This is a genomic window from Jannaschia sp. R86511, from assembly GCF_042466345.1.
Classification (GTDB): Bacteria; Actinomycetota; Actinomycetes; order Actinomycetales; family JBBAYJ01; genus Aquipuribacter.
This window is the reverse complement of record NZ_JAXHCD010000001.1, coordinates 2,474,970-2,501,382: the sequence shown is the minus strand read 5'-3', so window position 1 is coordinate 2,501,382 and position 26,413 is coordinate 2,474,970. Positions and strand designations below refer to the sequence as shown.

The 26,413-nt window shown below is 74.2% G+C and carries 30 protein-coding genes and 1 pseudogene; 10 read left to right on the top strand and 21 right to left on the bottom strand.

Annotation, left to right across the window (positions count from 1 at the left end):
* The first annotated feature begins 65 nt into the window (after window positions 1-65).
* The 5 genes from SJY06_RS11755 to SJY06_RS11735 are packed head-to-tail and all read left to right on the top strand — an operon-like array spanning window position 66 to window position 3,710.
* Complete coding sequence (locus SJY06_RS11755; protein ID WP_380167718.1) at window positions 66-1,115, top strand: metal ABC transporter substrate-binding protein; 1,050 nt, start codon at window positions 66-68, stop codon at window positions 1,113-1,115.
* Window positions 1,106-1,867, top strand: a complete 762-nt coding sequence (locus tag SJY06_RS11750) for a metal ABC transporter ATP-binding protein (protein ID WP_380167717.1) — start codon at window positions 1,106-1,108, stop codon at window positions 1,865-1,867. The genes SJY06_RS11755 and SJY06_RS11750 overlap by 10 nt, the downstream gene beginning before the upstream one ends.
* A gap of 2 nt (window positions 1,868-1,869) precedes the next feature.
* Window positions 1,870-2,874: a metal ABC transporter permease gene (locus SJY06_RS11745; RefSeq protein ID WP_380167716.1), complete on the top strand. Its 1,005-nt coding sequence runs from the start codon at window positions 1,870-1,872 to the stop codon at window positions 2,872-2,874.
* A gap of 7 nt (window positions 2,875-2,881) precedes the next feature.
* The gene (locus SJY06_RS11740) at window positions 2,882-3,268 is read left to right on the top strand and encodes an ArsR/SmtB family transcription factor (protein ID WP_380167715.1); all 387 of its coding nucleotides are present in this window, start codon (window positions 2,882-2,884) and stop codon (window positions 3,266-3,268) included.
* Between the two features lie 37 nt (window positions 3,269-3,305).
* Entirely contained in the window at window positions 3,306-3,710 is a 405-nt protein-coding gene (locus tag SJY06_RS11735) for a Fur family transcriptional regulator (RefSeq protein WP_380167714.1), read from the top strand.
* A 12-nt stretch (window positions 3,711-3,722) separates the two neighbouring features.
* Here SJY06_RS11735 and SJY06_RS11730 read toward each other — a convergent pair whose 3' ends face one another.
* From SJY06_RS11730 to leuA, 8 genes are all read right to left on the bottom strand, one after another.
* Window positions 3,723-4,637, bottom strand: a complete 915-nt coding sequence (locus tag SJY06_RS11730; protein WP_380167713.1) for a metal ABC transporter substrate-binding protein — start codon at window positions 4,635-4,637, stop codon at window positions 3,723-3,725.
* A 67-nt stretch (window positions 4,638-4,704) separates the two neighbouring features.
* Window positions 4,705-5,307 carry a hypothetical protein gene (locus SJY06_RS11725; protein WP_380167712.1) on the bottom strand — a complete coding sequence of 201 codons (603 nt, stop codon included), beginning with the start codon at window positions 5,305-5,307 and terminating at the stop codon, window positions 4,705-4,707.
* On the bottom strand, window positions 5,264-6,130 hold the full coding sequence (locus tag SJY06_RS11720; RefSeq protein ID WP_380167711.1) for a hypothetical protein: 867 nt from the start codon (window positions 6,128-6,130) through the stop codon (window positions 5,264-5,266). Before SJY06_RS11720 ends, SJY06_RS11725 begins: the two co-directional genes overlap by 44 nt.
* A 157-nt stretch (window positions 6,131-6,287) precedes the next feature.
* Entirely contained in the window at window positions 6,288-7,040 is a 753-nt protein-coding gene (locus SJY06_RS11715) for a DUF1980 domain-containing protein (RefSeq protein WP_380167710.1), read from the bottom strand.
* Window positions 7,037-8,062: a permease gene (locus tag SJY06_RS11710; RefSeq protein ID WP_380167709.1), complete on the bottom strand. Its 1,026-nt coding sequence runs from the start codon at window positions 8,060-8,062 to the stop codon at window positions 7,037-7,039. The genes SJY06_RS11715 and SJY06_RS11710 overlap by 4 nt, the downstream gene beginning before the upstream one ends.
* Window positions 8,063-8,141: 79 nt before the next feature.
* Window positions 8,142-8,888: an isoprenyl transferase gene (locus SJY06_RS11705; protein WP_380167708.1), complete on the bottom strand. Its 747-nt coding sequence runs from the start codon at window positions 8,886-8,888 to the stop codon at window positions 8,142-8,144.
* 50 nt (window positions 8,889-8,938) lie between these two features.
* Window positions 8,939-9,670, bottom strand: coding sequence for a DNA repair protein RecO (gene recO, locus SJY06_RS11700; RefSeq protein WP_380167707.1), 732 nt, complete (start codon window positions 9,668-9,670; stop codon window positions 8,939-8,941).
* Between the two features lie 492 nt (window positions 9,671-10,162).
* The gene (leuA, locus tag SJY06_RS11695) at window positions 10,163-11,902 is read right to left on the bottom strand and encodes a 2-isopropylmalate synthase (RefSeq protein ID WP_380167706.1); all 1,740 of its coding nucleotides are present in this window, start codon (window positions 11,900-11,902) and stop codon (window positions 10,163-10,165) included.
* A gap of 172 nt (window positions 11,903-12,074) precedes the next feature.
* Between leuA and SJY06_RS11690 the strand changes: the two genes are divergently transcribed.
* Window positions 12,075-12,551, top strand: a complete 477-nt coding sequence (locus tag SJY06_RS11690) for a pyridoxamine 5'-phosphate oxidase family protein (protein WP_380167705.1) — start codon at window positions 12,075-12,077, stop codon at window positions 12,549-12,551.
* A gap of 6 nt (window positions 12,552-12,557) precedes the next feature.
* On the opposite strand, the gene era is transcribed toward SJY06_RS11690, so the two are convergent.
* From era to SJY06_RS11655, 7 genes and pseudogenes are all read right to left on the bottom strand, one after another.
* A complete protein-coding gene (gene era / locus SJY06_RS11685) occupies window positions 12,558-13,517 on the bottom strand; it encodes a GTPase Era (protein ID WP_380167704.1) in 960 nt (319 codons plus the stop codon).
* Window positions 13,514-13,813 carry a hypothetical protein gene (locus SJY06_RS11680; protein ID WP_380167703.1) on the bottom strand — a complete coding sequence of 100 codons (300 nt, stop codon included), beginning with the start codon at window positions 13,811-13,813 and terminating at the stop codon, window positions 13,514-13,516. The genes era and SJY06_RS11680 overlap by 4 nt, the downstream gene beginning before the upstream one ends.
* Window positions 13,800-15,179 (bottom strand): hemolysin family protein, encoded by a 1,380-nt coding sequence (locus SJY06_RS11675; RefSeq protein ID WP_380167702.1) that lies wholly within the window; start codon window positions 15,177-15,179, stop codon window positions 13,800-13,802. Before SJY06_RS11675 ends, SJY06_RS11680 begins: the two co-directional genes overlap by 14 nt.
* Window positions 15,176-15,652: an rRNA maturation RNase YbeY gene (gene ybeY / locus SJY06_RS11670; RefSeq protein ID WP_380167701.1), complete on the bottom strand. Its 477-nt coding sequence runs from the start codon at window positions 15,650-15,652 to the stop codon at window positions 15,176-15,178. Before ybeY ends, SJY06_RS11675 begins: the two co-directional genes overlap by 4 nt.
* A gap of 4 nt (window positions 15,653-15,656) precedes the next feature.
* The gene (locus SJY06_RS11665) at window positions 15,657-15,842 is read right to left on the bottom strand and encodes a PhoH family protein (protein ID WP_380169705.1); all 186 of its coding nucleotides are present in this window, start codon (window positions 15,840-15,842) and stop codon (window positions 15,657-15,659) included.
* Window positions 15,843-15,960: 118 nt separating this feature from the next.
* A pseudogene (locus SJY06_RS11660) lies at window positions 15,961-16,425 on the bottom strand (PhoH family protein); the annotation flags it as partial.
* Between the two features lie 318 nt (window positions 16,426-16,743).
* Window positions 16,744-17,085, bottom strand: a complete 342-nt coding sequence (locus SJY06_RS11655; protein ID WP_380167700.1) for an HIT domain-containing protein — start codon at window positions 17,083-17,085, stop codon at window positions 16,744-16,746.
* Window positions 17,086-17,553: 468 nt separating this feature from the next.
* On the opposite strand from SJY06_RS11655, the gene SJY06_RS11650 reads away from it, so the two are divergent.
* Both SJY06_RS11650 and SJY06_RS11645 read left to right on the top strand, forming a co-directional pair.
* Entirely contained in the window at window positions 17,554-17,700 is a 147-nt protein-coding gene (locus SJY06_RS11650; RefSeq protein WP_380167699.1) for a hypothetical protein, read from the top strand.
* On the top strand, window positions 17,690-18,235 hold the full coding sequence (locus tag SJY06_RS11645; protein WP_380167698.1) for a GerMN domain-containing protein: 546 nt from the start codon (window positions 17,690-17,692) through the stop codon (window positions 18,233-18,235). Before SJY06_RS11650 ends, SJY06_RS11645 begins: the two co-directional genes overlap by 11 nt.
* Here the strand turns inward: SJY06_RS11645 and SJY06_RS11640 are convergent.
* From SJY06_RS11640 to SJY06_RS11615, 6 genes are all read right to left on the bottom strand, one after another.
* Window positions 18,222-18,794: a VOC family protein gene (locus SJY06_RS11640; protein ID WP_380167697.1), complete on the bottom strand. Its 573-nt coding sequence runs from the start codon at window positions 18,792-18,794 to the stop codon at window positions 18,222-18,224. The two genes, SJY06_RS11645 and SJY06_RS11640, sit on opposite strands and share 14 nt — an antisense overlap.
* 70 nt (window positions 18,795-18,864) lie before the next feature.
* Window positions 18,865-20,676: a DUF222 domain-containing protein gene (locus SJY06_RS11635; protein ID WP_380167696.1), complete on the bottom strand. Its 1,812-nt coding sequence runs from the start codon at window positions 20,674-20,676 to the stop codon at window positions 18,865-18,867.
* 127 nt (window positions 20,677-20,803) lie between these two features.
* Window positions 20,804-21,847, bottom strand: a complete 1,044-nt coding sequence (locus tag SJY06_RS11630) for an alcohol dehydrogenase catalytic domain-containing protein (protein WP_380167695.1) — start codon at window positions 21,845-21,847, stop codon at window positions 20,804-20,806.
* A 57-nt stretch (window positions 21,848-21,904) separates the two neighbouring features.
* Window positions 21,905-23,026 (bottom strand): molecular chaperone DnaJ, encoded by a 1,122-nt coding sequence (dnaJ, locus tag SJY06_RS11625; protein ID WP_380167694.1) that lies wholly within the window; start codon window positions 23,024-23,026, stop codon window positions 21,905-21,907.
* A 36-nt stretch (window positions 23,027-23,062) separates the two neighbouring features.
* Complete coding sequence (gene hrcA / locus SJY06_RS11620; RefSeq protein WP_380167693.1) at window positions 23,063-24,088, bottom strand: heat-inducible transcriptional repressor HrcA; 1,026 nt, start codon at window positions 24,086-24,088, stop codon at window positions 23,063-23,065.
* A gap of 120 nt (window positions 24,089-24,208) precedes the next feature.
* Window positions 24,209-25,075 (bottom strand): NAD-dependent epimerase/dehydratase family protein, encoded by an 867-nt coding sequence (locus SJY06_RS11615; protein ID WP_380167692.1) that lies wholly within the window; start codon window positions 25,073-25,075, stop codon window positions 24,209-24,211.
* Between the two features lie 129 nt (window positions 25,076-25,204).
* Here SJY06_RS11615 and SJY06_RS11610 point away from each other — a divergent pair, with 129 nt between their 5' ends.
* On the top strand, window positions 25,205-25,696 hold the full coding sequence (locus tag SJY06_RS11610) for a DUF4870 domain-containing protein (protein WP_380167691.1): 492 nt from the start codon (window positions 25,205-25,207) through the stop codon (window positions 25,694-25,696).
* Window positions 25,697-25,836: 140 nt separating this feature from the next.
* Complete coding sequence (locus tag SJY06_RS11605; RefSeq protein ID WP_380167690.1) at window positions 25,837-26,409, top strand: DUF4870 domain-containing protein; 573 nt, start codon at window positions 25,837-25,839, stop codon at window positions 26,407-26,409.
* The last annotated feature ends 4 nt before the right edge of the window (window positions 26,410-26,413 follow it).

The window sequence follows — 26,413 nt, the reverse complement described above, 5'->3', positions numbered from 1 at the left end:
GGGCGGGGCACGCATGCAGCCGGGTGCAGTTGTCCTTGAGGCGAATGATTCTCAGAATGATCCGCATGACCTCCGCTCCTCGACCTGCCCTGCTCGGTACCGCGCTGGCCGCCGCCCTCGTACTGGCCGCCTGCGGCGGCGGGACGGGCGGCGACGGAGCCGGCCCTGCGGCGGCGCCGGTGACCGCGGTCGAGTCCACCGGGGCAGGCGACGTGGCCGCTCCGGCGCTGTCGGTGGTGGCCGCGTTCTACCCGCTGCAGTTCCTGGCGCAGCAGGTGGGCGGGGACCGGGCGGACGTCACCGGGCTCACCCCGCCCGGTGCGGAGGCCCACGACCTGGAGCTCAGCCCCCAGTCGCTGGTGGGTCTGACGGAGTCCGACCTCGTCGTGGCCCTCGGCGGGTTCCAGCCGGCGGTCGACGAGGCGCTGGCCGGCACCCAGGTCCCCGTCGTCGACCTGGCCGACGTCGCGGACCGCGAGCTGGGCGAGGACGCCGAGCCTCACGACCACTCGCACGACGAGGACGCGGACGAGCACGCCGACGACGAGCACGCGGACGAGGAGGGTGCCGCCGAGGACGACCACGACCACGGCGAGACCGACCCCCACTTCTGGACCGACCCCACCCACATGGCCGAGGCCGCCCAGCACGTCGCCGCCGCCATGTCCGAGGCCGACCCCGACGGCGCCGACACCTACACCGCCAACGCCGATGCGCTGGTGGCCGAGCTGACCACGCTGGACGAGGAGGCGCAGACCGCGTTCGCCTCCTGCGAGGTGGAAACCCTCGTCACGGCCCACGACGCGTTCGGGTACTTCGCCGACCGGTACGGCTTCGAGATCCGGTCCATCAACGGCATCACCCCGGACCAGGAGCCCGACGCCCGCGCCCAGGCGGAGATCTCCGACTTCGTCGCCGACAGCGGCATCCGGACCGTCTACACCGAGACCCTGGTGTCCGCGGCGATCGCCGAGACCGTGGCAGCCGAGGCCGGCGTGGACGTCATGGTCCTGGACCCGCTCGAAGGGCTCACCGACGAGTCGGCGGGCCAGGACTACCTTGAGGTCATGCGCGCCAACATCGACGCCGTCCGTTCCGGGCAGGCGTGCACCTGAGCGGCACCGGGTCCCGGCCGGAGGTCGCCGACGAGGTCATCGCCCCGTCCGCGACCCCTGCCCTGTGGGTGCGTGACGCCACCATCGGCTACGGCCGTCGCCCGGTGGTCCACCACGCCGACCTGGACGTCGCGCCCGGTGAGGCCGTCGCGCTGCTCGGGGCCAACGGCTCCGGCAAGTCCACGCTGGTCCGGGGCATCCTCGGCCTGGCGGACATCCTGAGCGGTCACGTCGACGTGCTGGGCGAGCACGTCGAGCACGGCGCGTCCGCGGCCGCGTCCCTGGTCGGCTACGTGCCGCAGCGCCACAGCGTGTCCGGGGCCGTGCCCAGCACCGCGGCCGAGGTCGTCGGGTCAGGGCTGCTGGCCTCCCGCGGCTTCTGGCGGCCACCGCGGCGGGGGGACCGCGACCGCGTGCTGGCCGCGCTGGACGAGGTCGGTCTGGCCGACCGGGCCCGTTCCCGTGTCGCCGAGCTGTCCGGTGGCCAGCAGCGCCGGGTGCTGATCGCCCGCGCCATCGTGTCCGGTCCGCGGCTGCTCGTGCTCGACGAGCCGACCGCCGGCGTCGACCGCGTCAGCACGGAGGCCCTCATCCAGACGCTCGGGCAGGTCAAGGCCACCGGGCGCGCCCTGCTGATCGTCACCCACGACCTGGGTGAGCTCGTCGACGTGCCCGACCGGGCCGTCACGCTCCAGGACGGGTCCGTGGTCTCCGACCTCCGCGTCCCCGCCGTCGACCTGCGGAGGACCTGACCGTGCTGGCCCTGCTCGACTACGACTTCATGCGCCGCGCGCTGCTGGCCGCCCTGATGGTCGGCACGGTCGCCCCGGCCGTCGGTGTCTTCGTCGTGCAGCGACGGCTGTCGCTGATCGGCGACGGGATCGGTCACGTCGCCCTGGCCGGCGTCGCGATCGGCCTGCTGACCGGCAGCTCCCCCACCTGGGTCGCCCTGGTGGCGGCGGTGCTGGCGGCGGTCGCGCTGGAGCTGGTGCGGGCCTCGGGCCGGACCAGCGGCGACCTGGCCCTCGCCATGCTGTTCTACGCCGGCATCGCCGCCGGCGTGGTCCTGGTCAGCCTGTCGCCGGAGGGCAGTCCCGCCGGCCTCGTTGCCTACCTGTTCGGCTCCATCACCACCACGACCGGGGACGACCTGGTGCTGTTCGCGGGTCTCGCCCTGCTGGTCGTCGTGACGGTGGCCGTGCTGGGCCGGACCCTGTACGCGGTCAGCGACGACGAGGAGTTCGCCCGCGCGTCCGGGCTGCCGGTGCTGGCGGTCAACATCGTCCTGGCCGTGCTCGTCGCGGCCACGGTGGTGCTGAGCATGCGCGTGGTGGGCCTGCTGCTGATCAGCGCCCTCATGGTGGTCCCCGTGGCGCTCGCGCAGCTCGTCGCCCGCAGCTTCGCCCAGACCGTGGTCGTCGCCTGCGCCACCGGGCTGGTCGCGTCCCTGGCCGGCACCACCATCAGCTTCTACGCCGACACGCCGTCGGGCGGCACCATCGTCCTGCTCACGGTGGCCGCGTTCGTGGTGACGGCCGTGGTCAGGGCGGTGCTGAACCAGGTCCGCGCGGTCGTGCACCGACGCCGCCACCACGACGAGGTGCACGGCGACCACGTGCACCACGGTGAGCACGTGCACGGCGAGGCCGGGTGCGACCACCCGGCCGTGGTGCACCGCGACCACGTGGACTACGTGCACGACGGGCACCGCCACTCCCCCCGCCTCACGCGTCACGGCGTGGGCTACGACGAGCACTGAGGGACCGATGACCGACGAACGCGACCACGCCGGCCCGCCGAGGACGACCAACGTCCTCGAGGACTACGAGGACGTCAGCGAGCTGTTCCGCGCCCTGAGCTCGCCGGTACGCATCGCCCTGGTGAGCCTGCTGACCGACGGCGAGATGTGCGTCCACGAGCTGGTCGACGCGCTCGGCCTGCCGCAGCCGCTGGTCTCCCAGCACCTGCGGATCCTGCGCGACGCGGACCTGGTGACCCGCACCCGGCGCGGTCGTGAGGTGGCCTACGTCCTGGCCGACGAGCACGTGGCGCACATCGTGGCCGACGCCCGGTCGCACAGCGGCGAGGCCCCGGTCGAGCCCGCCGCCGACGACGACGCGCAGGCCGAGCACGAGTCGGGGACGTCCCGCTGAGCACGGCCGTCCGCCCGGTGATGGCAGGCTGGTCGTCGTGAGCACCGAGACGCAGCCGGTCCGACGGCACACCCGCCAGCGGGCCGCGGTGGCGGCTGCGCTGGAGGCGACCGACGAGTTCCTCAGCGCCCAGGACCTGCACGCCGCGCTGCGCGCGGGCGGGGACCGGATCGGCCTGGCCACCGTGTACCGGTCGCTGCAGACCCTGGCGGAGGACGGCGCCGTCGACGTGCGCCGGGGCGAGGACGGCGAGGTAACCTACCGCCGCTGCAGCACGGGGCACCACCACCACCTGGTCTGCCGGGTGTGCGGGCGGACGGTCGAGGTCGAGTCCCGCGTGGTCGAGCGCTGGGCCGCCGGCGTCGCCCGGGACAGCGGGTTCGTCGACGCCGTGCACACCGTCGAGATCACCGGTACCTGCCCGGGCTGCGCCGACGGCTGAGGCGCCTCCGACTCACCCGCACGACAGCCCGTCGGTCAGCGCCACCAGGTTCGCCCGCATGACGCTCTCGTAGTCCTCACCGGCGCCGGGGTGCTGCTCGAGCGGGTCGAGCACCCCGGTCGCCAGCCCCAGGTCGTCGGCCAGCGCCTCGGTCACCCGCGGGCCGGCCGAGCGCTCGAAGAAGACGGTGCCGACGTCACGACCCTCGACCACCTCCACCGCCCGTCGCAGCCGGGCCGGGGTGGGGGGCACCTCGGGGTCGATGCCGGTGAGCCCGACCTGCTCGATGCCGTGCCGGTCGGCCAGGTAGCCGAACGCCTCGTGGGAGACCACGAGCGCCGCCCCGTCGCACGGGGCCAGGGCCTCGGTCAGCTCGACGTCGAGCGTCTCGAGCCGCGCCCGCAGGTCGGCGGCCCGCCAGTCCCAGTCCCGGGTCCGGTCCGGGTCGACCTGGCCCAGCGTCGCCGCCACCCGGTCCCCCAGGTCGGCCAGCAGCAGCGGGTCCAACCAGAAGTGGGGGTCGGCAGCACCGTCAGACCCACGCGTCGGTGCCAGGTCGACGACGTCCGCCGCGTCCACCAGGGCCGCGGGCGGCACCACCTCCAACGCGTCGTCCGTGGCCGGCTGCAGACCGCCCGAGAGGTGCACGACCAGGTCGACCTCGCCCAGGCGGGCGACCTGGGAAGGGGTGAGCTCGACGTCGTGCCCGTCGGCGCCCGGCGGGGTGAGGTTGCTGACGGCCACGGCGTCCCCGCCCACCTGCTCGGCCACGTACTGCAGCGGGTAGAACGAGGCGAGCACCTCGACCTGCTCCTCCGGCGGCGCGGCGGGGGCCGCCGTCGGTGGCGTGCCGGTCGAGCAGGCGGCGAGGCCGAGCCCCGCCAGCAGGGCCACGACGACGGGGGCCAGGCGGGGCGGTCGGGACACCGGGGCGCGCCGGCCGCACGCCGCAGGGGCGCCCGCGACAGCGGACGCCCCTGCGGTGGAGGTCGACTCAGGCATCGTCCGTCGACGGCTCGACGTGGTCGTGGTCCTCGTGGTCGTGGCCCTCCTCACCCTCGGACAGCTCCTCGCTGCCGGCCTCGACGTCCCCGGAGGCCCCCGAGACCTCGTTGGGCGTCACCCCCAGGTCCGCGCTGGCGAAGACCTCGCCGGTCTCCACGTCGACGGCGTGCAGCTGGTCCGTGGCGGGCTCGGAGACGTAGGCGGTGCCGTCGTGCACGAACAGGGTGGGACGAGGCTGCTGCCACTCCTCGGGCTCCTCCCAGGCCGCGACGACCGGGACGGAACGGGTGAGCTCGCCGGTCGAGGGGTCGATGACGTGCAGGGCGCCGTCGGTCCCCAGCACGAGCGCCTCCCCCGCGTCGCCGCGGCCCAGCGAGCGGAACGAGTACGACGCGGGCAGGTCGACCAGGCGCAGACCGCCGGTGGCCGTGTCGGTGAGGGAGACCCGGGTGGGTCGCTCCAGCTCGGCGTCGGGGTCGGACTTGTAGTCGCCCAGCACGACCGACGACGCCTCCGACCCGGCCTGGTTGCCGATGCGGCCGTAGGGGTCAGGGCTGGTGACCTTGGTCAGCTCGCCGCCGGTCCACATCACCAGAACCGTCCTCGCAGCCGACCACGACGGCCTCGTCCGCGGCCGTGGCCTCGCCGTGCACCCCGGGGCAGTCGTCGGTCCGGGCCAGCTCGTCGCCGTCCGGGTCCAGGACCCGCACGGTGGACCGGGCGTCGGCCGTGCCCTCGGTCACCACCATCGACCCGTCCGCCAGCTCGACCGCCACGCCGTGGTGCGGGTCGGCCGTGGCGTTCTCGACGCGCGACGCGTCCGGGTCGTCCACGTCACCGGAGGCGATCGACACGATGCCGCCGGTGCCGTCGTCGAACAGCACGGTCCGTCCGGCGTGCGACACGACGTGGCCCGGCTCCTCGGCGGGGAACATCACGCTGCTCAGCCGCGGTTCGGCCGTGTAGTAGTGGTCGTGGTCACCGTGGGGGCGGGCCCAGGTGCCGGTGTCGAGCACGGCGAACCCGCCGGTGGTCGAGACCACGACGTGGCGGCCGTCGCCGGCCGGGTTGAGGCGGGTGAACCCCTCGAGGTCGAGCTCGGCGACCGTCTCCAGGGAGGAGGCGTCGAGCACGAGGATGCCCTCCGCGTGGGTGACGGCGAGGCGGGGGGCGCTGGCCTCGGCCTCGGTGGCCTCGGGCTCGGCGCCGCCCCAGGGGTCGGGGTCGACGGTCGGCTCCGGGCTCGGCTCCGGGCTCGGGGCGGGCGAGCCCGCGACCGGGGCGGCACCGGGGACGACCGACGCGTCGTCGGCCGGGTCGCCGGTCCCGCAGGCGGCCAGCAGCAGGGACGGCACGAGGAGGGCGGAGACCGTGAGGACGGACGGACGGCGAACAGGACTGGGTGGGCTCGACATGCCGCCGAACGTTGGTCAGATGAGAATGATTCGCATAATGCCTACATCTGCATGACCGGACGAACGGCGGCCACCACCGGCTGCGGCGGCCACCGACTGCGGCGGCGACCGCGGGAGAGGCCCGGCCCTCGGCCGGCCGGCCGCCGGCGCCACGCGTCTACTCGTAGACGTTGGCCGGTCGCTCGATGTACTCCAACGACTCCACCTCGAGGGTCGGGACGCTGTACACGTCGACCTCGCCCTCGAACGGCACCATCTGCCCGGTGACCGTGACCCAGGTGTCCGGCGGCGGCTGCTCGTCGGTCCCGCTGATGTCGGTGGTGAACGCGTACCCGTCGGCGGCGCAGCAGAACATGCTCACCCGGGCCAGCGTGAACGCCGCGTCGCCGTCCCCGACCGGGACGTCCTCGGCGGACGGACCACCCTGGGCCTCCTCGCCCGCGGGTACCGCGAACCCGGTCAGGCGCACCGTGCGCCCCTCCAGGGCGTTGGTGGTGTCGTAGACCGAGCGCTCGACGAACTCGCGCATGGTCAGCTCGACCACGTCGCCGTCGGGCAGCGGGCCGTAGGGCGAGATGGGCTCGGTCACCCGCGAACCACCGCGGTCGATGCTGTCGGCGCCCAGGGCGGGCGGCGGGACGAGGTAGACGGCGAGCACGGGGACCAGCAGCAGCCACGCGACCCGGGGCTCGCCGTGGCCGTGGCCGTGCCCGACGTGGCCCCCGACCACCCCCGGGGCGGTCTCGCGCAGCAGCCCGACCAGGCCGAGCCCGAACAGGATCACCCCGCTGGCCAGCAGCGGCAGGTACATGACCTCCTTGACGTAGTCGACGTACCCCCCGCCGATCACCAGGCGCAGGCAGGCCCCGCCCAGCATCATCATCACCGCCGCACCCACCGCACGAGTCACAGCAGGATCACCCCCACGACCAACGAGGCCACCAGCGCCACCGCGAACGTCAGCGGCGCGAACCGGACGGTGAACGCCCGTCCGAACCACCCGGTCTGCATGGCGACGAGCTTGATGTCGACCGCGGGCCCCACCACCATGAACGCCAGCAGCGCGGGCAGCGGCAGCGGCGCGAAGCTGGCCGCGACGAACGCGTCCGCCTCGGAGCAGATGCTGACCGCGACGGCCAGCAGGCCCATGAACAGGATGGCCAGCAGCAGGTTGTCGGCCAGCGCGTCGATCCAGTCGGTGGGCACGGCCGTGTTGACGGTGGCCGCGATGGCCCCACCGAGGACCAGGAACCCGCCGGCGTGCAGCAGGTCGTGCTGCAGCGCGGCCCGGAACCGGACGAACTTGGGCTGGTCGCTGTCGTCGGCCCGGAAGGGCAGCTTGAGCAGCTTGGCGTTGCCGAAGCGGGCCCACACCGAAGCCACGATCACGGCCACGCCCAGCGAGGCCAGGAACCGGGCGAGCACGACCTCGGGCCGTCCGGGGAACGCCACGGCCGTCGCGACCAGCACCACCGGGTTGATGGCCGGCGCGGACAGCAGGAACGCCAGCGCCGCCGCCTGCGGCACGCCGCGCCGGACGAGCCCGGCGGCCAGCGGCACCGACGCGCACTCGCACCCGGGCAGCACGGCCCCGGAGAGCCCGGCGACGCCGATGGCGGGACCGGTCTGCTTGGGCACGGCGGCCGTGATCCAGGGCTGCGGGACGTAGACCACCAGCAGGGCCGACAGCAGCACGCCGAGCACGAGGAACGGCACGGCCTGGATGACCAGGGACACGAAGACCGTCGACCAGGTGGTGACCCCGGGCCGGTCGACCAGGTCGGCGATCTGCTCGCGCAGCAGCAGCACGACGATGAACGCCAGGCTGACCGCGGCCGCCCCGATGATCCCGTCGCCGCCCAGGCCGTCGCGCCACCTCCGGGAGCGGCTGGGGGCGGACTGGACGTCGTCGTCCACCTGACCTGTCGTCACGGAGGGGACGGTAGCCGCGACGGTCTGTTCTGAGTAGTGCCGTTGTCCGCACGTGTCGCGGACGAGCCCCGGCTCGGCGTCAGGTCCCGCTGCCCACCTGGTCCACGGCCGCGCCCCACCGACGGTCGCGGCGGGCGTAGGTCTCGCAGGCGGCCCACAGGGAGCGGCGGTCCACGTCGGGCCAGAGCTCGTCGGTGAACACCATCTCCGCGTACGCGGACTGCCACAGCAGGAAGTTGCTCGTCCGCTGCTCACCGGACACCCGCCAGAACATGTCCACATCGGGCATGTCGGGTTCGTCCAGGTGCTTGGCCAGCAGGTCCTCGTCGATCTTGCGGGGGTCGAGGCGACCGGCCTTGACCTCGGCGGCGATGGCGGCGACCGCGTCGACGATCTCGGCCCGGCCGCCGTAGTTGACGCACATGGTCAGGGTGCAGACGGAGTTGTCCGCCGTCAGCTCCTCGGCCCGCTGCAGCTCGTCGACCACGCTGCGCCACAGCCGGGGCCGTCGACCGGCCCACCGCACCCGCACCCCCCAGGCGTGCATCTGGTCGCGGCGACGGCGGATGACGTCCCGGTTGAACCCCATGAGGAACGCCACCTCCTCCGGCGAGCGCTTCCAGTTCTCGGTGCTGAACGCGTAGGCCGAGACGTGGCCGACGCCGAGCTCGATCGCCCCCGCCACGACGTCGAGCAGGGCCGCCTCCCCCGCCTCGTGTCCCTTCGTGCGCGGCAGACCACGGCTGTTGGCCCACCGGCCGTTGCCGTCCATCACCACGGCGACGTGGCCGGGGACCAGCTCGGCGGGGATGGCGGGGGGTCGCACGCCGCTGGGGTGCGGCGGCGGCGGGGTCGGGGGCGTCGGTGGTGCGGGGCTCACGGGCGCTCCACGAGTCGCAGCGAACGGACGCCCTGCTCCAGGTGCCACTGCAGCAGCGAGGTGACGACGCCGCTGGCCCGCCGGCGGGCCCAGTCCTCGCTGGCCTCGGCGGCCTCCCAGTCCCCGCTCAGCAGGTGGCCCAGCAGCGCGACGGACTCCGGCGGCACGTGGGCCACGCCCGGGGTGCGGCACAGCGGGCAGACGACGCCGCCGGCGTCCAGCGCGACCGCCGAGTGCGGCCCCGGCGCCCCGCAGCGGGTGCAGGAGTCGAAGCCCGGTCCGTACCCGGCCACCGCCAGAGAGCGCAGCGCGAACGCGTCCAGCACCAGCCCCGGCTCGCGGCGCGTCACGGTGAGCGCGTGCAGGCCGCCGACCAGCAGGTGGTACAGCGCCGGCGACGGCTCCCGCTCGACCGGCAGCAGGCGCATGGCGGTCTCGACGATGGCCGTGCCGGCGGTGTAGCGAGCGTAGTCCGCGCCCACGTACTGGGCGAACGGGTGCAGCGCCTCGGCCTGGGTGACGATGTCCAGGGACCGGCCGGTGTGCAGCTGGAGGTCCACGTGCGACATGGGCTCCAGCCGTGCACCGAACTTGGACCGGGTGCGCCGCACGCCCTTGGCCACGGCGCGCAGCAGGCCGTTGTCGTACGTCAGCAGGGTGACGATCTTGTCGGCCTCACCGAGCAGGTGGCTGCGCAGCACCACTCCGCTGTCCCGGTACAGACCCACGGGCACAGTCTGCCCTGCCCCGGCGTCCTAGCCGGCGGACGCACCGACGAGCACGGGCAGGAACGACACGGCCATGCCCACCAGCTGCAGCACGAAGGACCCGATCAGCGCCAGCATCAGCGCCGTGAAGGCCAGGTTGAGCCAGAAGCGCGACCGTGGCCAGGTCCCGACCGGAACGCGTACCCGTGACCGGGTCGGTCTCCTTCCGGGCCAGCCAGGCCAGCAGCAGGCCCACCGGGGGCAGGATCACTGCGCACACCATCGCGACGACGGCCAGGGCGCTGGTCGGTCGCGCCGGCGGCCCGTACCCCGGCGGCAGGCCGTACCCGGGCGGCGGCCCGTACCCCGGAGGCGGGGGCCCGTATCCCGGCGGCGGGCCGTACCCGGGCGGCGGGCCGTACCCGGGTGGCGGGCCGTACCCGGGCGGCAGGCCGTAGCCCGGCGGCACCTGTCCCGCTCCTGGGGGGACGGCCGGACCGCCCGGGGGGACGCTCATCCGCGCAGCGCCCGGTTGACGGCCGACACGACGGCCTTGAGCGAGGCCGTGACGATGTTGGGATCGACCCCGACCCCCCACAGCACCTGGCCGCCGACGGCGCACTCGACGTAGGCGGCCGCGGTCGCGTCGCCGCCGGCGCTCATGGCGTGCTCGGCGTAGTCCAGCACCCGCACGTCCACCCCGACCTGCTCCAGGGCGGTGGTGAACGCGGCGATCGGGCCGTTGCCGGTGCCGGTCAGCGAGACCTCCGAGTCACCGTCCCGCATCCGCACCGTCAGGGTGTCGTCCTCGTCGACGTTGCCCTTGGCCTCCAGGGACCGCAGCTCGAACCGGCCCCAGCGACCGGAGTCCTGCCCGGCCGGCAGGTACTCGTCGGCGAAGACGTCCCAGAGCTCACCGGGCGTGATCTCGCCGCCGCCCAGGTCCGCCTGCAGCTGCACGGCGTGACTCAGCTCGATCTGCAGCCGACGCGGCAGGTCCAGGTGGTGCTCGGTCTTCATCAGGTAGGCGACGCCGCCCTTGCCCGACTGGCTGTTGACCCGGATGACGGCCTCGTAGCTGCGGCCCAGGTCCTTGGGGTCCACCGGCAGGTACGGCACGGCCCAGGCGAACTCGTCCACCGGCACGCCGGCGGCGCGGGCGTCCTTCTCCAGGTGGTCGAAGCCCTTCTTGATCGCGTCCTGGTGCGAGCCGGAGAAGGCCGTGAAGACCAGGTCCCCGCCGTAGGGGTGGCGCTCGGCCACCGGCAGCTGGTTGCAGTGCTCGACCGTGCGACGCACGTGGTCGATGTCCGACAGGTCGACCATCGGGTCGATGCCCTGGCTGAACAGGTTGAGCGCCAGGGTCACCAGGTCGACGTTGCCGGTGCGCTCCCCGTTGCCGAACAGGCAGCCCTCGACCCGGTCCGCCCCGGCCAGCACCCCCAGCTCGGCGGCCGCGACGCCGGTCCCCCGGTCGTTGTGCGGGTGCAGGCTCAGCACCAGGGAGTCCCGCCCACGCAGGTTGCGGTGCATCCACTCGATGGAGTCGGCGTAGACGTTGGGCGTGGCCATCTCGACCGTGGCCGGCAGGTTGACGATCAGCGGGTTCTCGGGCGTCGGCTCGAGCACCTCCGCGACCTCGTTGCAGACCCGGGCCGCGAACTCCAGCTCGGTCCCGGTGTAGGACTCCGGCGAGTACTCGAACCGGATCTGGGTGTCGCCCATGTCCTCGGCGTACTTGCGGCACAACCGCGCGGCCGACGTGGCGATGTCGGCGATGCCGTCCATGTCCATGCCGAACACCACGCGCCGCTGCAGGGTGGAGGTCGAGTTGTAGAAGTGGACGATGGCCTGCTTCGCCCCGACCAGGGACTCGTAGGTCCGCGCGATCAGGTGCTCGCGGGCCTGGGTCAGGACCTGGATCGTCACGTCGTCAGGGATCCGGTTGGTCTCGACCAGGGCCCGGACGAAGTCGAAGTCCGTCTGGCTGGCCGACGGGAAGCCGACCTCGATCTCCTTGTAGCCGAGCTGGACCAGCAGGTCGAACATGCGCATCTTGCGCTCGACGTTCATCGGGTCGATCAGGGCCTGGTTGCCGTCACGCAGGTCGACGGCGCACCAGCGCGGCGCGGCCTGCAGCCGCTTGTCCGGCCAGGTGCGGTCCGGCAGCTCGACGCGCAGCTGCTCGTGGAAGGGCACGTAGCGCTCGAAGGGCATGCCGGAGGGCTGCTGGGGGTGGATCGTGGGGGACATCGGAGTTCCTCGCCTGGTTGGTGGGCCTGGTGGCCGGCAGGGCAGAGCCTCCGCGCAAGGGCAGCCGACCTGTCAGTGGGCCCCGGCGCGGCGACCAAGGAGGAGGCTCATCCGCACGCCGCCACGGTACACGGAGGGCATGGCTGTCGGTGCCTCGTGCTGGAGTGCCCCGGTGAGCAGCTGGAGCGAGTTCGCGGCGGAGCAGCCCGACCTGGCGCGCGAGGTGCGCGGTCGGCTCGACGCCCACGTGCACAAGGTGATGGCCACGCTGCGGGCCGACGGCTCGCCGCGCCTGTGCGGCACCGAGGTGGTGTTCGCCGGCGACGACCTGTGGCTCGCCGGGATGGTCGGGGCCCGCCGGTTCACCGACCTGCGCCGCGACGCCCGGGTCGCCGTGCACTCCGGCTCCGACGACGTGCCCGGCTGGACCGGGGACGCCCGGCTGTCCGGCACCGCGCACGAGACGACCGACCCGGCGGCGCTGGCCCTGGTCGCCGGGTCCGGGCCGGAGCCCCCGCCGGGGCCTTTCGAGCTGTTCCGGATCGACCTGACCGAGGTCGTGGCGATCAGGTTGTCCGAGGGCGGCGACGCGATCGTCGTGGAGTCGTGGCGGCCCGGGCGCGGGCTCACCCAGGCCGTGCGGGCCTGAGAGGGCTCAGAACCCGAGACGTCGCAGCTGCTTGGGGTCGCGCTGCCAGTCCTTGGCCACCTTGACCCGCAGGTCGAGGTGCACGGGCACGCCGAGGGCCCCCTCGATGCCGCGGCGGGCGCGGGTGCCGACGTACTTGAGCCGCTCGCCCTTCTTGCCGATGACGATCGCCTTCTGGCTGTCGCGCTCGACGTAGACCAGGACCCGGACGTCGGTCAGCGGCCGGGACTCGGGCCGCTCCTCGCGCGGGACGATCTCCTCGGTGACCACGGCCAGGGAGTGGGGCAGCTCGTCCCGCACCCCGTCCAGGGCGGCCTCGCGGACCAGCTCGGCGATGAGCACCTCGATCGGCACGTCGTGCACCTGCTCGAGGGGGAACAGCGGCGGGCCGGCCGGCAAGTGCGAGACCAGGACGTCCGCCAGGGTGTCGATGCCGTCGTTGGTCTCCCCCGACGTCGGCACGAAGTCCGCCACCTCGAGGCCGACGTTCGTGGCCAGCTGCTGGGCCTGGAGCAGGCGCTGCGGGGTGTCGTCGCCGCGACCGAGGTCGGTCCGCGTGATGGCGACGACGACCTTGGTCCGGCCGCGGTTGACCTGCTCGGCCACCTGCGCGGCCAGGCGCCGGTCGCCCGGGCCCACCTGCGCGTCGGCGGGCAGGCAGAGGGTGACGACGTCGACCTCCGCGATGCTGTCGCGCACCAGGTCGTTGAGCCGCTCCCCCAGCAGGGTCTTGGGCCGGTGCACGCCGGGGGTGTCGACCATGACCAGCTCGGCCTGGCCGCCCTGGGGGGTCTCCCGCCGGACGACGCCACGGATGCTGCGGCGCGTGGTCTGCGGCTTGTCGCTGGTGATGGCGACCTTCTCGCCCACCAGGGCGTTGAGCAGGGTGGACTTGCCGACGTTGGGCCGCCCGACCAGGCAGGCGAAGCCCGACCGGTACGCCGGCGCCGTCCCTTCGCCGCTCACCCTCGCACCACCAGGGGGTCACCGAGCGCGCTGAGCAGATCGGGGTCCGGGTCCTCGTCACCGACGACCGCGACGGCCTCCAACCGGGTGGCCCCGCTGCCCACGGCCTGGGCCACGGCCGCCTCCACCGCCCCGAGGTGGAGCGGACCGACGGCGACGGCGCCGGCCAGGTAGGTCCGCCCGATGTCGTCCCGCACCGCCGCACCGGCGCCCGAGACCCGGGCGGCGGCGGAACGGGCGAGCACCAGCAGCTTGGCGTTCTCCGTCGGCAGGTCCGTGGGGTCAGTCGCGTCCATCGGTGCGCCTCTCGTCGTCGTACCCGGTCCGTGCCCCGGCCCGCTGGGCCCGGTCGTCATCGTCGTGCGGGTCGAGCAGCACGTCCACCACCACCGACAGCAGCCGGTTGCGCCGGCCGCGGCGGTCGGCGGTGATGCGCAGCCCGGCGACCTCGACGCTGCTGCCCCGGATCGGGACCTGGCCCAGGTGCTTGGCCAGCAGCCCCGCCACCGTGTCCACGTCGTCGTCGTCGACGTCGCGGTCGGTGATCTCGCTGAGGGCCGCCAGGTGCGTCCGGGCGCTCAGCCGGTACCGCCCGGGCCCGAGCAGCTCGACGTCGCGCTCCTCGTCGTCGTACTCGTCGGAGATCTGGCCGACGATCTCCTCGAGCAGGTCCTCGATGGTCACCAGCCCGGACACGCCGCCGTACTCGTCGACCACGACGGCCAGGTGGACCGAGCCGGCCTGCATGCGGCTGAGCAGGTCGTCGGCCGGCGTGCTCTCGGGCACGAACACCGCGGGCCGCATCACGTCGTCGGCGGTCACGGCCTCGGCGCCCACGTCGGCGGCCCCGACCGCACCCCCGCCCGGTGCCCGCAGGTCCTGCAGCCGGGCGGCGACGTCCTTGAGGTACGACACGCCGAGCACGTCGTCGACGTCGCGCCCGGTGACGGGGATGCGGCTGAAGCCCGACTCCAGGTGCAGGCGCAGCGACCGCTCCAGCCCGGACCCGGAGTCCAGCGTGACCATGTCGGTGCGCGGCACCTGCACCTCGCGGGCGGCGGTGTCGCCGAGGTGGACGACGCGCTGCAGCATCAGGCTCTTGCCGCGGCCGATGACGGCGTCCGCCTCGGCCTGCTCGACCAGCTCGATCAGGGCGGCCTCGGACGCGAACGGCCCACCCGGCAGGCCCTGGCCCGGGACGAGCAGGTCGGCCAGGCGCACCAGACCCCGGACCAGGAGACCGGTCACCCGCCCCAACCGGGTCAGGGTGGACGCCGCGCCGAGGGCGACGCCGTCGGCGTGCTGCTGGCCCACGGTCCGTCCGGACGCCCCGACCAGGACGAACAGCAGGGCCGCCAGGACGGTCCCGGCCAGCAGGACGACCACCCAGTCGGGTCCCAGCAGGTGCGTCAGGGCCACGACCACGGCCGCCACGGCGGCGGTCTCGCTGACGATCCGGCCGAAGGTCGCCGTGTTCACCGCGGCCGGGGTGTCCTCCAGCAGCCGCCGCAGCGCGGGCGCCCGGCTGCGGCCCTCGGCCTGCAGGGCCTCGGCCCGCCCGCGGGTGACCCGGGCCAGGGCCGCCTCGACCGCGGCGAACCAGCCGGCCAGCAGCACCAGGAGCAGGCCCGCGACGAGCCAGATCAGGGTGTCGGGGCTCACGCGGTCCCGTCCGGCCGGGGCCGGGCCAGGAACTCCAGCAGCAGGGCGCGCTGCAGGGCGAACATCTCCTTCTCCTCCGCCGGCTCGGCGTGGTCGTAGCCGAGCAGGTGGAGCACGCCGTGGACGACCAGCAGCAGGACCTCCTCGGCCGCGCTGTGACCTGCGGCCTCGGCCTGCGTGGTGGCGACCTGCGGGCAGACCACGACGTCGCCGACCAGCCCCGGGCCCGACGGCGAGCCCTCGCTGCCGGGGCGCAGCTCGTCCATCGGGAAACTCATGACGTCGGTCGGGCCGGGCAGGTCGAGCCACTTCTCGTGCAGCACGGCGATGGTGTCGGGGTCCACCAGCAGCACCGCGAGCTCGGCCTGCGGGTGCACGTGCATGGCGTCGAGCACGTGCCGGGCGCACTCACCGATCTCGGTCTCGGTCAGACCGGGGACCGTGGTGCCGGACTCGTCGGCGACGTCGATCACGCGCTCAGCCCTGGTACCGGTCGTAGGCCTCGACGATGTCGGTGATGAGCCGGTGCCGGACGACGTCGGTGCTCTCCAGGTAGGCGAAGTGCACGTCGCCGACGCCGGCCAGGATGTCGCGCACGACCCGCAGGCCCGATGACGTCCCGCCGGGCAGGTCGACCTGGGTGATGTCGCCGGTGACGACCATCTTGGAGCCGAAGCCCAGCCGGGTCAGGAACATCTTCATCTGCTCGGGTGAGGTGTTTCTGGGCCTCGTCGAGGATGATGTAGGCGTCGTTCAGGGTCCGCCCGCGCATGTACGCCAGCGGGGCGACCTCGATGGTCCCGGCCGTGATCAGGCGCGGGATCGAGTCGGGGTCGACCATGTCGTGCAGCGCGTCGTACAGGGGCCGCAGGTACGGGTCGATCTTGTCGGTCAGCGTCCCGGGCAGGAACCCGAGCCGCTCGCCCGCCTCGACGGCCGGCCGGGTCAGCACGATGCGGTTGACCAGCTTGGCCTGCAGCGCCTGGACGGCCTTGGCCATGGCCAGGTACGTCTTGCCCGTACCGGCGGGACCGATGCCGAACGTGATCGTGTTGGCGTCGATCGCGTCGACGTAGCGCTTCTGGTTCAGCGTCTTGGGTCGGATCGTCCGGCCGCGGTTGGACAGGATGTTCGCGGTGAGGACCTGGGCCGGTCGGACCCCGCCGTCGCTGTCGCGCAGGATGCGCAAGGACCGCTCGACCGCGTCCGCGCTGAGCGGCTGGCCGCCGGCCAGCACGCCGCCCATCTCCTCCAGCAGGCGCATGGCCAGGGCCACGTCGGAGGCCGGGCCGGACACGGTGACCTCGTCGCCGCGGGCCAGGACATCGACGCGGGGCAGGCCCCGCTCCAGGGTGCGCAGGTGCTCGTCGCGGGCCCCGAGGAGCGCGACCGGGTCGGTGCCCTGCGGCACCGTGTAGGTGCGGGTGGCGGCCCCGGTGCCGAATCCGGGGGTCTGGGCTGCGGGACCGGTGGGGTCCTCGGCGGTGGCGCCGGTGATGTCAGGCATGGGCTGGCGGGCCTGGTCCTTCCTCGAGAAGAGGTCCCAGGTTACCGCCCGGTCGGCTCAGAGCCCGACGTCGGCGGCCCCCGCACCGGCCAGGACGTGCCCGTGGGCGTGGAAGACGGTCTGCCCGGCGGCCGCACCGGTGTTGAACACCAGGCGGAACTGCCCGTCGCCCTGCTCGGCCGCGACCTCCCCGGCCACCCGGACGAGCGAGGCCAGCAGCTGCGGGTCAGCCGCCCCCAGGGCCACCACGTCGGGCACGTGCCTCACAGGCACCACCAGGACGTGGACCTCCGCCTTGGGCGACAGGTCGCGGAACGCCACCACGTCGTCGTCCCGGTGGACCACGTCGGCGGGGACCTCGCCCGCGACGATGCGACAGAAGATGCACTCGGCGCTCATGCGGACGACCGTATCCGAGCCGCCACACCCCGGCCGAGGTCCCGCCGACCGGGCCGCCCACGGGGATCATGGCGGGTCCGAGGCCGGCGAACGGGAGGACCACCGTCATGACCACCACCCCCACCCCTGCCCCGCGACGGCGCTGGCCCGGCGTCCTGGCCGCCGCCCTGGCGGTGGCGGTGGTCCTGGTCCTGGTGTGGCTGCTCGTGGTCCGGGTGCTGCTGGGCGACGACGCCGGCTCGGCCGCCCCGCCGTCCGGGACGGCGACGCCCGGCGAGACGACCGCGGGCACCGCCGAGCCGTCGGCCCCGGGGTCCGCGGACCCGACGTCAGGACCGTCCGAGGAGCCGACGGACGGGCCCACGGGGCCGACCGGTCCCACCGAGGTGCTGACGCTTCTGGTTCGCGGGCGAGCACGAGGACACCGTCCAGGACCCCGCGCTTTACCCGGAGCCCAGCCAGGTGCAGGTGCCCCAGGGGCAGACGGCCGTGCAGGCGGCGCTGGACGCCCTGCTGTCCACCACCCCGCAGGACCCCGACTACGGCAACGCGTTTCTGGGACGAGGAGAGCGGGTCCTCCGGGCGCACCCCGGCGACCGCGACGGTGTCCGGTGACGCGTCCGGCACGGTGGTCGACCTGCCCGCGGCGGCGTTCGAGCTGGGCGTCGGCAGCGCCTACGCGGAGCTGGGGGTGCAGCAGGTGGTCAACACGGTGCTGTCCAACGGCGGGCCGGCGCCGGTGACCATCACCGTGGACGGGCAGGCCGGCGCCGAGGTGTGGGGCGCGGTGACGCTGGAGCCGGCGTACGAGCTGGATGAGCAGGTCTGGACATCGGCGTCCATCACCTCGCTGCCGGACGGCGCCACGGCCGGCTCGCCCGTCACCCTCTCGGGGGTGGGGTTCGGCTTCGAGGGAGAGCTCGACGTTCTGGCCCTGGACGAGGAGACCGGAGAGGTCGTCGAGGAGACGTTCGTCGCGGTCAGCGAGGGCGCACGGCTGGACGACGAGGGGCGCCCGCTGCGCAGCGACTACGCGGTGGAGCTGCGGCTGGACCCGGGTACGTACCGGCTGGTCGTGGCCGACCGGGACGAGAACGGTGACGGGTCGACGTGGGTCTCCTACGACGACAAGGTCGTCACCATCGGCTGACGGGGTCCTGGCCCGGGACCCGGTCCGTGACGCAGTGGCGCGACCCGCCCCGCACCCGGCCCGGGTCGACGCCCCACCCGGTGAACCGGGCCCAGAAGTCCACCTCCGTGTCGTAGCGGTCGTCGGGGATGTCGAGGCAGACCTGGTCGAGCAGCCGGTCGCCGTTTCGCCCCGCCTGCTGCCTGGGGCCACCGTCCCGGCGGGCGGGGGTCAGGCAGAAGGACAGGCCGCCCGGCGACGCGCAGACCACGACGTCGTCGGAGCGCGCGGCGACGGTGGCCCCGAGGTCGACCGCGCGGGCCGCCGCGTCGGTCAGGGGCTCGTCGACGTCCAGGTCCAGGTGCATCCCGCCCGGTCCACCGACCCGCTGGACCTTGACCCAGGGGTCGCCCTGCGCCGGCTGGAGGGTGGTGAACTCGCCGTGCGCGCCTCGCCACGGGCTGGCCGTGCTGCCGGTGACCGCGCACCAGAACTCGAGAGCGACTTCCACCTCGCTCGTTGTCGGGTCGTCGCGGGGGCCGTCAGGCAGGTCGAGGAACAGCCAGACCCAGCTCACCATCGTCGGTCCTCCGATCGTCCGTGACCCGCTGCCGTGCCAGCTGCTGCCGTGCCACCCGAGCCTGCCGGGATCAGACGGCCAGTGCCAGGTAGCGCTGCAACCAGTCCTCCACCACGCTCGCGCCGGGGTCGTCGACCGGGCACAGGTCTCCCGCCGGGCACAGGTCTCCCGCTGGGCACAGGCCTCCCTCTGCGCAAGGCTCGGCCGCGGAACCGGGCGGCACCGTCGTCTCGGTACCGGGCAGCGGCGGCGCCACGGACACGTAGGTATGACCGGTGGGTGTGGTGGTCACGACGGTGTGCCTGGATCCGGGCGGGCCGGCGCGGCTGGCGGTCGCTGGTGGTTCGGCCGAGTCTGGAGTGCCGGGTACGGGGTGGGAGTGCCAGCCGAGGACCTGGCGGATGTGGTTGCACCGTTCGCAGAGGCCCTGGAGGTTCTGCTCGTTCGTGGGTCCGCCGGCGGCGTGGGGGTGGACGTGGTCGATGTGGCGGACGGGGGCGTCGCACCAGGGGGTGCGGCAGGTGCCGCCGTCGCGGACGCGGATCAGGTCGGCCAGGCCCCGTGGGGCCAGGCGGGCGCGTGACTCCATCCCGACCAACGCACCCTGGCGGTCGGTGAGCACCCGGGTGATGAACACCCGGGCCGCCTCGTCCCCACCGGCGCATCGGCCGTCGGCAACGGACAGGGCGTCACGGGTTCCGGTGGGGTCGACAGCGTCGGGCGGGTCGAGGGCGTCGGCGAGCAGGGCGCGGGCCCAAGCCGCGGGCACGGGGCCGTAGCCGTCCAGGTGGGCGGGTTCGTCGCCGTCCAGCAGGGTCCGGTCGGTCATGACCAGGCGCACCGCGACGTCGCCCGGGCGGGTGCGGGGCGTGGACGGGGGCGGCACCGGTGCGGGCGCGTCCCACGTGGTCGCGGCCACCGTGGCCGCCCAACCGGTCGGACCCGCGGCACCAGCGGCACCAGCGGCACCAGTCGCACCGGCACGCGTGCCACCCGCGGCACCGGCACCCGGGGCGCCAGCTGCATCCGTGCCACCTGCTGCACCCGCGGCACCTGTGACGGTCCCCGGGGATGCCTGAACCGGAGGGGGCGCGGTGAGCCGGTCGACGAGGGCGTCGGCCATGAGCTGGCCCCGCCCCCGCGGGTCACCGCCGTTGCGGGCCTGCTCCGCCACCCGCCCCAGCGCCACGTGCGCGGCGATCGCGTCCCGCGCGGGCAGCAACGCGCTCAGGTAGGCCATGGTGTCCGGAGCGGGCCGCACGCTCACGCACCGCTCGGCCACCGCCCGCCGGGCCCGCTCCACCACCCCGGACGGGTCCAACCGGTAGGCCACCTGCCGCACCCGCGCCACCAGTGCGCGGTCACCCAGCTGCTCCAGCACCAGCAGCCGCGACGCGTCACCGACCAGCTCGGCGTCCACCGCCGTCCGGTTCGCCGCGCTCAGCACGGCGGTCTCCCGGACCAGGATCGTCGCCCGCCACTCGCTGATCCGACCCGACTGCAAGGCCGCCAAGGCGTGCGGCATCTCGTGCACCAGCGCCTTGGCCAGGCCCAGGTGACGCCCACCCCGGTGCGGGGAGTCCCGCCGTGCCAACGCCACCTGGGCCGCCACCCCGGCACCCCGCTGCGCCACCGGCACGCCCGCCTCGGCCTGCACCCGCCGCTGACTGGCCTCCAGGTCCACCGCCAACCGCGCCTGCACCGCCGCGGCCGCCGCCTTCAGCTCCTCCAACCCACGGATCACGTCGATCCGCACGGCGTCCGCAGCCACGTCGTCGTGCACCTGTTCCAGCGAGGCCGACACATGCCCGAGCCAGACGACGACATCACCCTCGGGCGTCGGCGCGGGGCGAGGCCCGACGGCCTCGGAGCTGACCGGCATCCCCACCACTCCCCCAACTCGAACGTGTGTTCGAATCCTACCCGCCAGCCACCCGCGGCTCAACCCTTTCCGGGTCGCCTGTGGACATCCGCGAGGGACGCCACCCGAGGGACCAGGTCCCCGTCGTTCAGGGCCGGACGAGCGTCACACCCGACCCCGCCGCATCACCCATCGCCGCCAGCGCGGCACCCGCCTCGTCGAGGCCGATGGTGCGGGTGACCAGCCGCTCGGGACGCAGTAGTCCTGCCGTCACCAACGACAGCAGCTGCGGGTAGTCGTGGGCGGCCATGCCGTGGCTGCCGAGCAGCTCCAGCTCACCGCCCACCACCAGGTGCAGCGGCACCCGCGGGGCCCCCAGCACCGACGGCAGCAGGCCCACCTGCACGTGACGGCCCCGCACCCGCAGCCCTGCCAGCGAGGCGGCGCAGGTCGCCTCGCTGCCCAGGGCGTCCAGGGACAGGTGGACGCCGCCGCCGCTGGCGTCCCTGACCTGCTCGGCCACCTGCTGCCACGGGTCCGCCCCGGGGTCGACCGCCACCTCCGCGCCCATCGACCGGGCGAGCTCCCGCGCCACGGGGGACGGGTCGACGGCCACCACCCGCGCCCCGGCCGCGACGGCCACCATGACGGCCGAGAGCCCCACCCCGCCGCAGCCGTGCACGGCGACCCGCTCCCCCGCCCGCAACCGGCCCACGGCGTGGACGGCCCGGAATGCGGTGGCGAAGCGGCAGCCCAGCAGCGCGGCGACGTCGCTGCCCACCTCGTCGGGCAGCGGGACCAGGTTGACCGCGGCGTGCTCGACGACCACCTGCTCCGCGAAGGATCCCCACCGGGTGAAGCCGGGCTGCTGCTGGCGCAGGCACACCTGCTGCTGACCGGCCCGGCAGGGGTCGCACGTGCCGCAGGCCATGACGAACGGGGTCGTCACCCGCTGCCCGACCCGGACCGTCCCGACCCCCGTCCCCAGGGCGACGACGGTCCCGGCCAGCTCGTGGCCGGGCACGTGGGGCAGGACGACGTCCGGGTCGTGGCCGGCCCAGGCGTGCCAGTCGCTGCGGCACAACCCCGTGACCTCGACCGCGACCACCACCCCGCCGGGCGGCGGGTCGGGGTCGGGGACCACCTGGACCGTCGGCTCCTGCTCGAACTGCTCGACCACCACGGCTCGCACGGGCGTGATCGTGCCAGCCGGCGCGGCCCGACGGCCCCAGGGGCCGTCCGACGGGCGTCAGCCGTTGACGATGCGGTCCTTGAGCCGGCCGAACAGGCCCTGCGGGCTGCCGTTGGTGGTGCGTCCGGTCGGGTGCTGCTCGCCCCGGGCCACGGCGAGCCGCTGCAGCAGGTCCCGCTGCTCCTCGTCCAGGCGGGTGGGCACCTGCACGTCCACGTGGACGTGCAGGTCACCCCGGCCGGGCGAGCGCAGGTGAGCCGCGCCCAGCCCGCCGAGGGTCAGGGTCTGGCCGTGCTGGGTGCCGGGCTGCAGCTCGACGTCGCGGTCGCCGTCCAGGGTGGGGACGCTCATGGTCGCGCCGAGGGCCGCGGCCGTCATGGGGACCTCGAGGACGGTGTGCAGGTCGTCGCCCTCGCGCCGCAGCCGCGGGTGGCGACGCTCCTGGACCTCGACGTACAGGTCGCCGGCGGGGCCACCACCGGGGCCGACCTCGCCCTGGCCGGACAGCTGGATCCGGGTGCCGGTGTCGACGCCCGGCGGCACCTTGATGGTCAGGGTGCGGCGGGTGCGGACCCTGCCCTCGCCGGAGCACTCGTGGCAGGGGGCGGGCAGCACGGTGCCGTAGCCGCCGCAGCGGGGGCAGGCGCTCGTGGTCATCACCTGACCGAGGAACGACCGGGCCACGCGCTGGACCTGACCGCGGCCGGCGCAGACGTCGCAGGTCTCGGGCGAGGTCCCGGGCTCGCAGCAGGTGCCCTGGCAGCGGGTGCAGACCTCGGCGCTCTCCACCCGGATCTCCCGGGTGCCGCCGAAGACGGCCTCCTCCAGGTCGATCTCCAGCCGGACCAGGGCGTCCTGGCCACGGCGCTGGCGCGAGGCGGGCCCGCGGGCGCCGCCCCCGCCGCCGGCACCGCCGAAGAAGGTCTCGAAGATGTCCGAGAACCCGAACCCGGCGCCCTGCCCGCCGAAGCCGGAGTCGCCCCCGGCGTCGTAGGCCGACCGCTTCTCGGGGCTGCTCAGCACGTCGTAGGCGCGGGAGACCTCCTTGAAGCGCTCCTCGGCCCCGTCGCCGCTGTTGACGTCGGGGTGCAGGGTGCGGGCTAGGCGGCGGTAGGCCTTCTTGATGTCCTCGGGGGATGCGTCCCGGGAGACCCCGAGGGTCTCGTAGTGGTCAGTCACAGGGGGCGGTGCCTTCCGTCGTCTGGGGTGCCGGGCTCACTGCTCGAGAGCCCGCGAGGCGTAGCGGGCGACTGCCCGCACGGCGGCGATCGTGGTGGGGTAGTCCATGCGCGTCGGACCCAGGACGCCGAGCCGGGCGATGACGTCGCCGCTGCCGTAGCCGCTGGTCACGACCGCGGTCTGGGCCAGGCTCTCGTGCGCGGTCTCGCGACCGATCCGGACCGCGATGTCGGGGTGCTCCTCGGCCATGTCGTGCATCAGCCGCAGCAGGACGACCTGCTCCTCCAGCGCCTCCAGGACGCTGGACAGCTCGCCGGGGAACTCGGTGCCGCGGCGGACCAGGTGGCTGGTGCCGGCCACGACGATGCGATCCTCGCGCTCCTCGGCGAGCAGGTCGGCCAGGGCACCCACGACCGCGACCGCGGTCGCCGCCGCACCGTCGGTGCCGGCGTACGGCGGGTGGTCGAGGACGGCCCGCACCGAGGTGGCGGCCAGGTCCAGCCGGCGCCCGACGACGGCCCCGTTGACGCGGTTGCGGAGCTCCTCGAGCGTGCCGCCGTCGTGGCCCGGCGCGTCGACCAGGCGCTGCTCGACCCGTCCGGTGGAGACGATGAGGACCAGCAGCACCCGCTCGGGCGGCAGCGGCACGAGGTCGACGTGGCGGACGGTGGCCCGCGACAGCGAGGGGTACTGGACCACCGCGGTCTGCCGGGTGATCTGGCTGAGCAGGCGCACCGTGCGGTCGACGACGTCGTCCAGGCCCACCGCGCCGTCGAGGAACGCGCGGATGGCGCGGCGCTCCGGCGGGGTCATCGGCCGGACCTCGCTCAACCGGTCGACGAACATCCGGTACCCCTTGTCGGTGGGGATCCGGCCGGCGCTGGTGTGGGGCTGGGCGATGTAGCCCTGCTCCTCCAGCACCGCCATGTCGTTGCGGATGGTGGCCGGGCTCACGCCCAGCGCGTGACGCTCCACCAGCGACTTGGAGCCCACGGGCTCCCTGGTCGTGACGAAGTCCTCCACGATGGCGCGGAGGACCTCCAGGCGGCGGTCGTCGGCCACGGAGTCACCTCCCGGGGGCGTTGGCACTGTCGGGGTCCGACTGCCAATCCTAGCCGCCGACGGTCCGTCCGGCCGCCCGGGCCCGCCCCCGACCGGGCGGTGCCGGGTCCGGGAACCGGGTCAGACGTGCTCGCGCCAGGAGTGCTCCGGGACGTAGCCCAGCAGGTCACGGGCCCGGTCGATGGACAGCAGGGTCCCGTGCTCCCCCAGGTCGCCCCGGACCTCGACCCCGGGGAACTCGGCGGCCATGAGGTCGACCGAGGACCGCCGCATGACGGTGTCCGCGTTGGCCACGATGCAGACCTCCGCGCCATTGACCTCGGCGGTCAGGGCCCGACGGGCCGCCTGGGCGCCGTCGCGGCCGTCGATGTAGCCCCACAGGTTCCAGCGGCGCAGCGACGGGTCGTCCTGGAAGGCCTCGAACCCGGCGTAGTCGGCCACGTCCATGACGTTGGAGAAGCGCAACCCGACGAACGTGGTGCCGGTCCAGCGGGCGAACTGCCGGGCCATCTCCTCCTCCAGGGTCTTGCCCAGGGAGTAGGTGGACTCCGGGCGGGGGGTGTAGGCCTCGTCGACCGGGGCGTACGGCGGCGGGGTCTGGAACGGCAGGCCCAGCACGGTCTCGCTGCTCGCCCACACCACCCGGGGCACCGACAGCACCCGGGCCGCCTCGAACACCCCCCACGTGGTGGGCACGTTGTTGGTGAACGTGGCGGAGTTGGTGGTCAGACCGGGCGCGGGCACGGCGGCCAGGTGGACCACGGCGTCCAGGCCGCTGTGGCGCTCCTCGACGCCGGCCATCGCGCCGAGCACCTGCCCCGGGTCCGACAGGTCCACCCGCACCGCCACGGCCGAGCCGCCCCCGTGCGGCAGGTCGTCCGGGACGACCCGGTCCAGCACCACCACGTCGTGCCCGTGCCGGACGAGGTCCGCCACCACGTGGCGTCCGAGCTTGCCGCTGCCACCGGTCACCGCGACACGTGCCATCTGGTTCCTCCTCGTCCACCCCCGCCGTCACCGGCGGGTCGCCGGGGCCCGTCGCTCGGGCCCTCCCGATCCCCGATCCTGCAGGCAGCACCACTGACCCGCGACCTCGGGCGGGCCTACCGTCGGGGCATGACGCAGCAGCCCTACCCCACCGGCCCGACGAGCACCGGACCCGAGGCCCTGGGTCCCGCCCCGGAGCGAGGCGCACCCGCCTACGGGCAGCCGTACCCCGGTGGTGCCGGCCCCGCGCCCATGACCCCGTCCGACGAGACCACCTGGTCGACCGTCACGCACCTGTCCTGGATCGCGGGCAGCTTCGTGGCGCTGCCGTTCCTGGCGCCGCTGGTCCTGTTCCTCGTCCTCAAGGACCGCGGCCCGTTCGTCCGGCACCACACCGCGGAGGCCCTGAGCTTCCAGCTGTCGCTGCTGGTGTACGGGCTGGGGGTCACCGTGGTGGGCGGGCTGCTCAGCGTGGTGACGCTCGGCGTGCTGGTCCCGCTGTGGGCCGTAGCGGGCGGGGCCCTCGTCGTCGTCGGGGCGGTGTTCACCGTCCTGGCGGCGATCGCGTCCTCCCGCGGCCAGTGGTACCGCTACCCGCTGACCATCCGGTTCGTCCGCTGAGGACCGGTCGGGGGTGACGGCCGGCCAGTCACGGGGTCCTCGACCCGGACACGCGGGGTCCGTGACGCCCGGAACCGACCCGGTCCGGCCCCGCTACCAGTAGGTTCGTCCCGCCCTGTCCCTCTGCGAAGGACCCAGACATGACTGACCCGAACACCCCCGCAGACCCCGACCAGCCGCCGTCCGGTCAGCCGGCCGGTGAGCCGGGTCCCGCCCAGCCCGGCCCGTACAGCCAGCCGGGCGGCTACAGCCAGCCCGCGCAGCCCGGGTCGTACGACCAGCCCGGCGGTTACCAGCAGCCCGGCCAGCCCGGCGGCTACCAGCAGCCCGGCGCCTACCCGCCGCCCGGCGCCCCCCAGCCCGGCGCCTACCAGCAGGCCCCGGTCAGCCAGGCGGACGAGAAGCTCTGGGGCATGCTCGGCCACCTGGGCGGCATCGTGATCGGCTTCATCGCCGGTCTCGTCGTCTACCTGATCTACAAGGACCGCTCGCAGTACCTCAAGGAGCAGGGCGCCGAGGCGCTCAACTTCCAGATCACCATCGTCATCGCGGCCATCGCGGCCAGCATCCTGACCGCGGTCAGCCTGGGGATCCTGTTCTTCCTGCCGTTCGTCGTGTGGGTGGTCCAGATCGTCTTCGGCATCCTCGCCGGCCTGGCGGCCAACCGCCACGAGAACTACCGCTACCCGTTCGCCATCCGCCTGGTGAAGTGACGTC

Excerpts from the sequence above, each read along its gene's own strand:
- SJY06_RS11605 (WP_380167690.1), top strand. The coding sequence starts at position 25,837 with ATGACTGACCCGAACACCCCCGCAGACCCCGACCAGCCGCCGTCCGGT.
- SJY06_RS11635 (WP_380167696.1), bottom strand. The coding sequence starts at position 20,676 with ATGCCGGTCAGCTCCGAGGCCGTCGGGCCTCGCCCCGCGCCGACGCCC.
- SJY06_RS11720 (WP_380167711.1), bottom strand. The coding sequence starts at position 6,130 with ATGTCGAGCCCACCCAGTCCTGTTCGCCGTCCGTCCGTCCTCACGGTC.
- SJY06_RS11680 (WP_380167703.1), bottom strand. The coding sequence starts at position 13,813 with ATGGACGCGACTGACCCCACGGACCTGCCGACGGAGAACGCCAAGCTG.
- SJY06_RS11655 (WP_380167700.1), bottom strand. The coding sequence starts at position 17,085 with ATGAGCGCCGAGTGCATCTTCTGTCGCATCGTCGCGGGCGAGGTCCCC.
- SJY06_RS11610 (WP_380167691.1), top strand. The coding sequence starts at position 25,205 with ATGACGCAGCAGCCCTACCCCACCGGCCCGACGAGCACCGGACCCGAG.
- SJY06_RS11615 (WP_380167692.1), bottom strand. The coding sequence starts at position 25,075 with ATGGCACGTGTCGCGGTGACCGGTGGCAGCGGCAAGCTCGGACGCCAC.
- SJY06_RS11740 (WP_380167715.1), top strand. The coding sequence starts at position 2,882 with ATGACCGACGAACGCGACCACGCCGGCCCGCCGAGGACGACCAACGTC.
- SJY06_RS11640 (WP_380167697.1), bottom strand. The coding sequence starts at position 18,794 with ATGGTGAGCTGGGTCTGGCTGTTCCTCGACCTGCCTGACGGCCCCCGC.
- SJY06_RS11755 (WP_380167718.1), top strand. The coding sequence starts at position 66 with ATGACCTCCGCTCCTCGACCTGCCCTGCTCGGTACCGCGCTGGCCGCC.
- SJY06_RS11665 (WP_380169705.1), bottom strand. The coding sequence starts at position 15,842 with ATGGTCGTCACCGGCGACATCACCCAGGTCGACCTGCCCGGCGGGACG.
- leuA (WP_380167706.1), bottom strand. The coding sequence starts at position 11,902 with ATGTCCCCCACGATCCACCCCCAGCAGCCCTCCGGCATGCCCTTCGAG.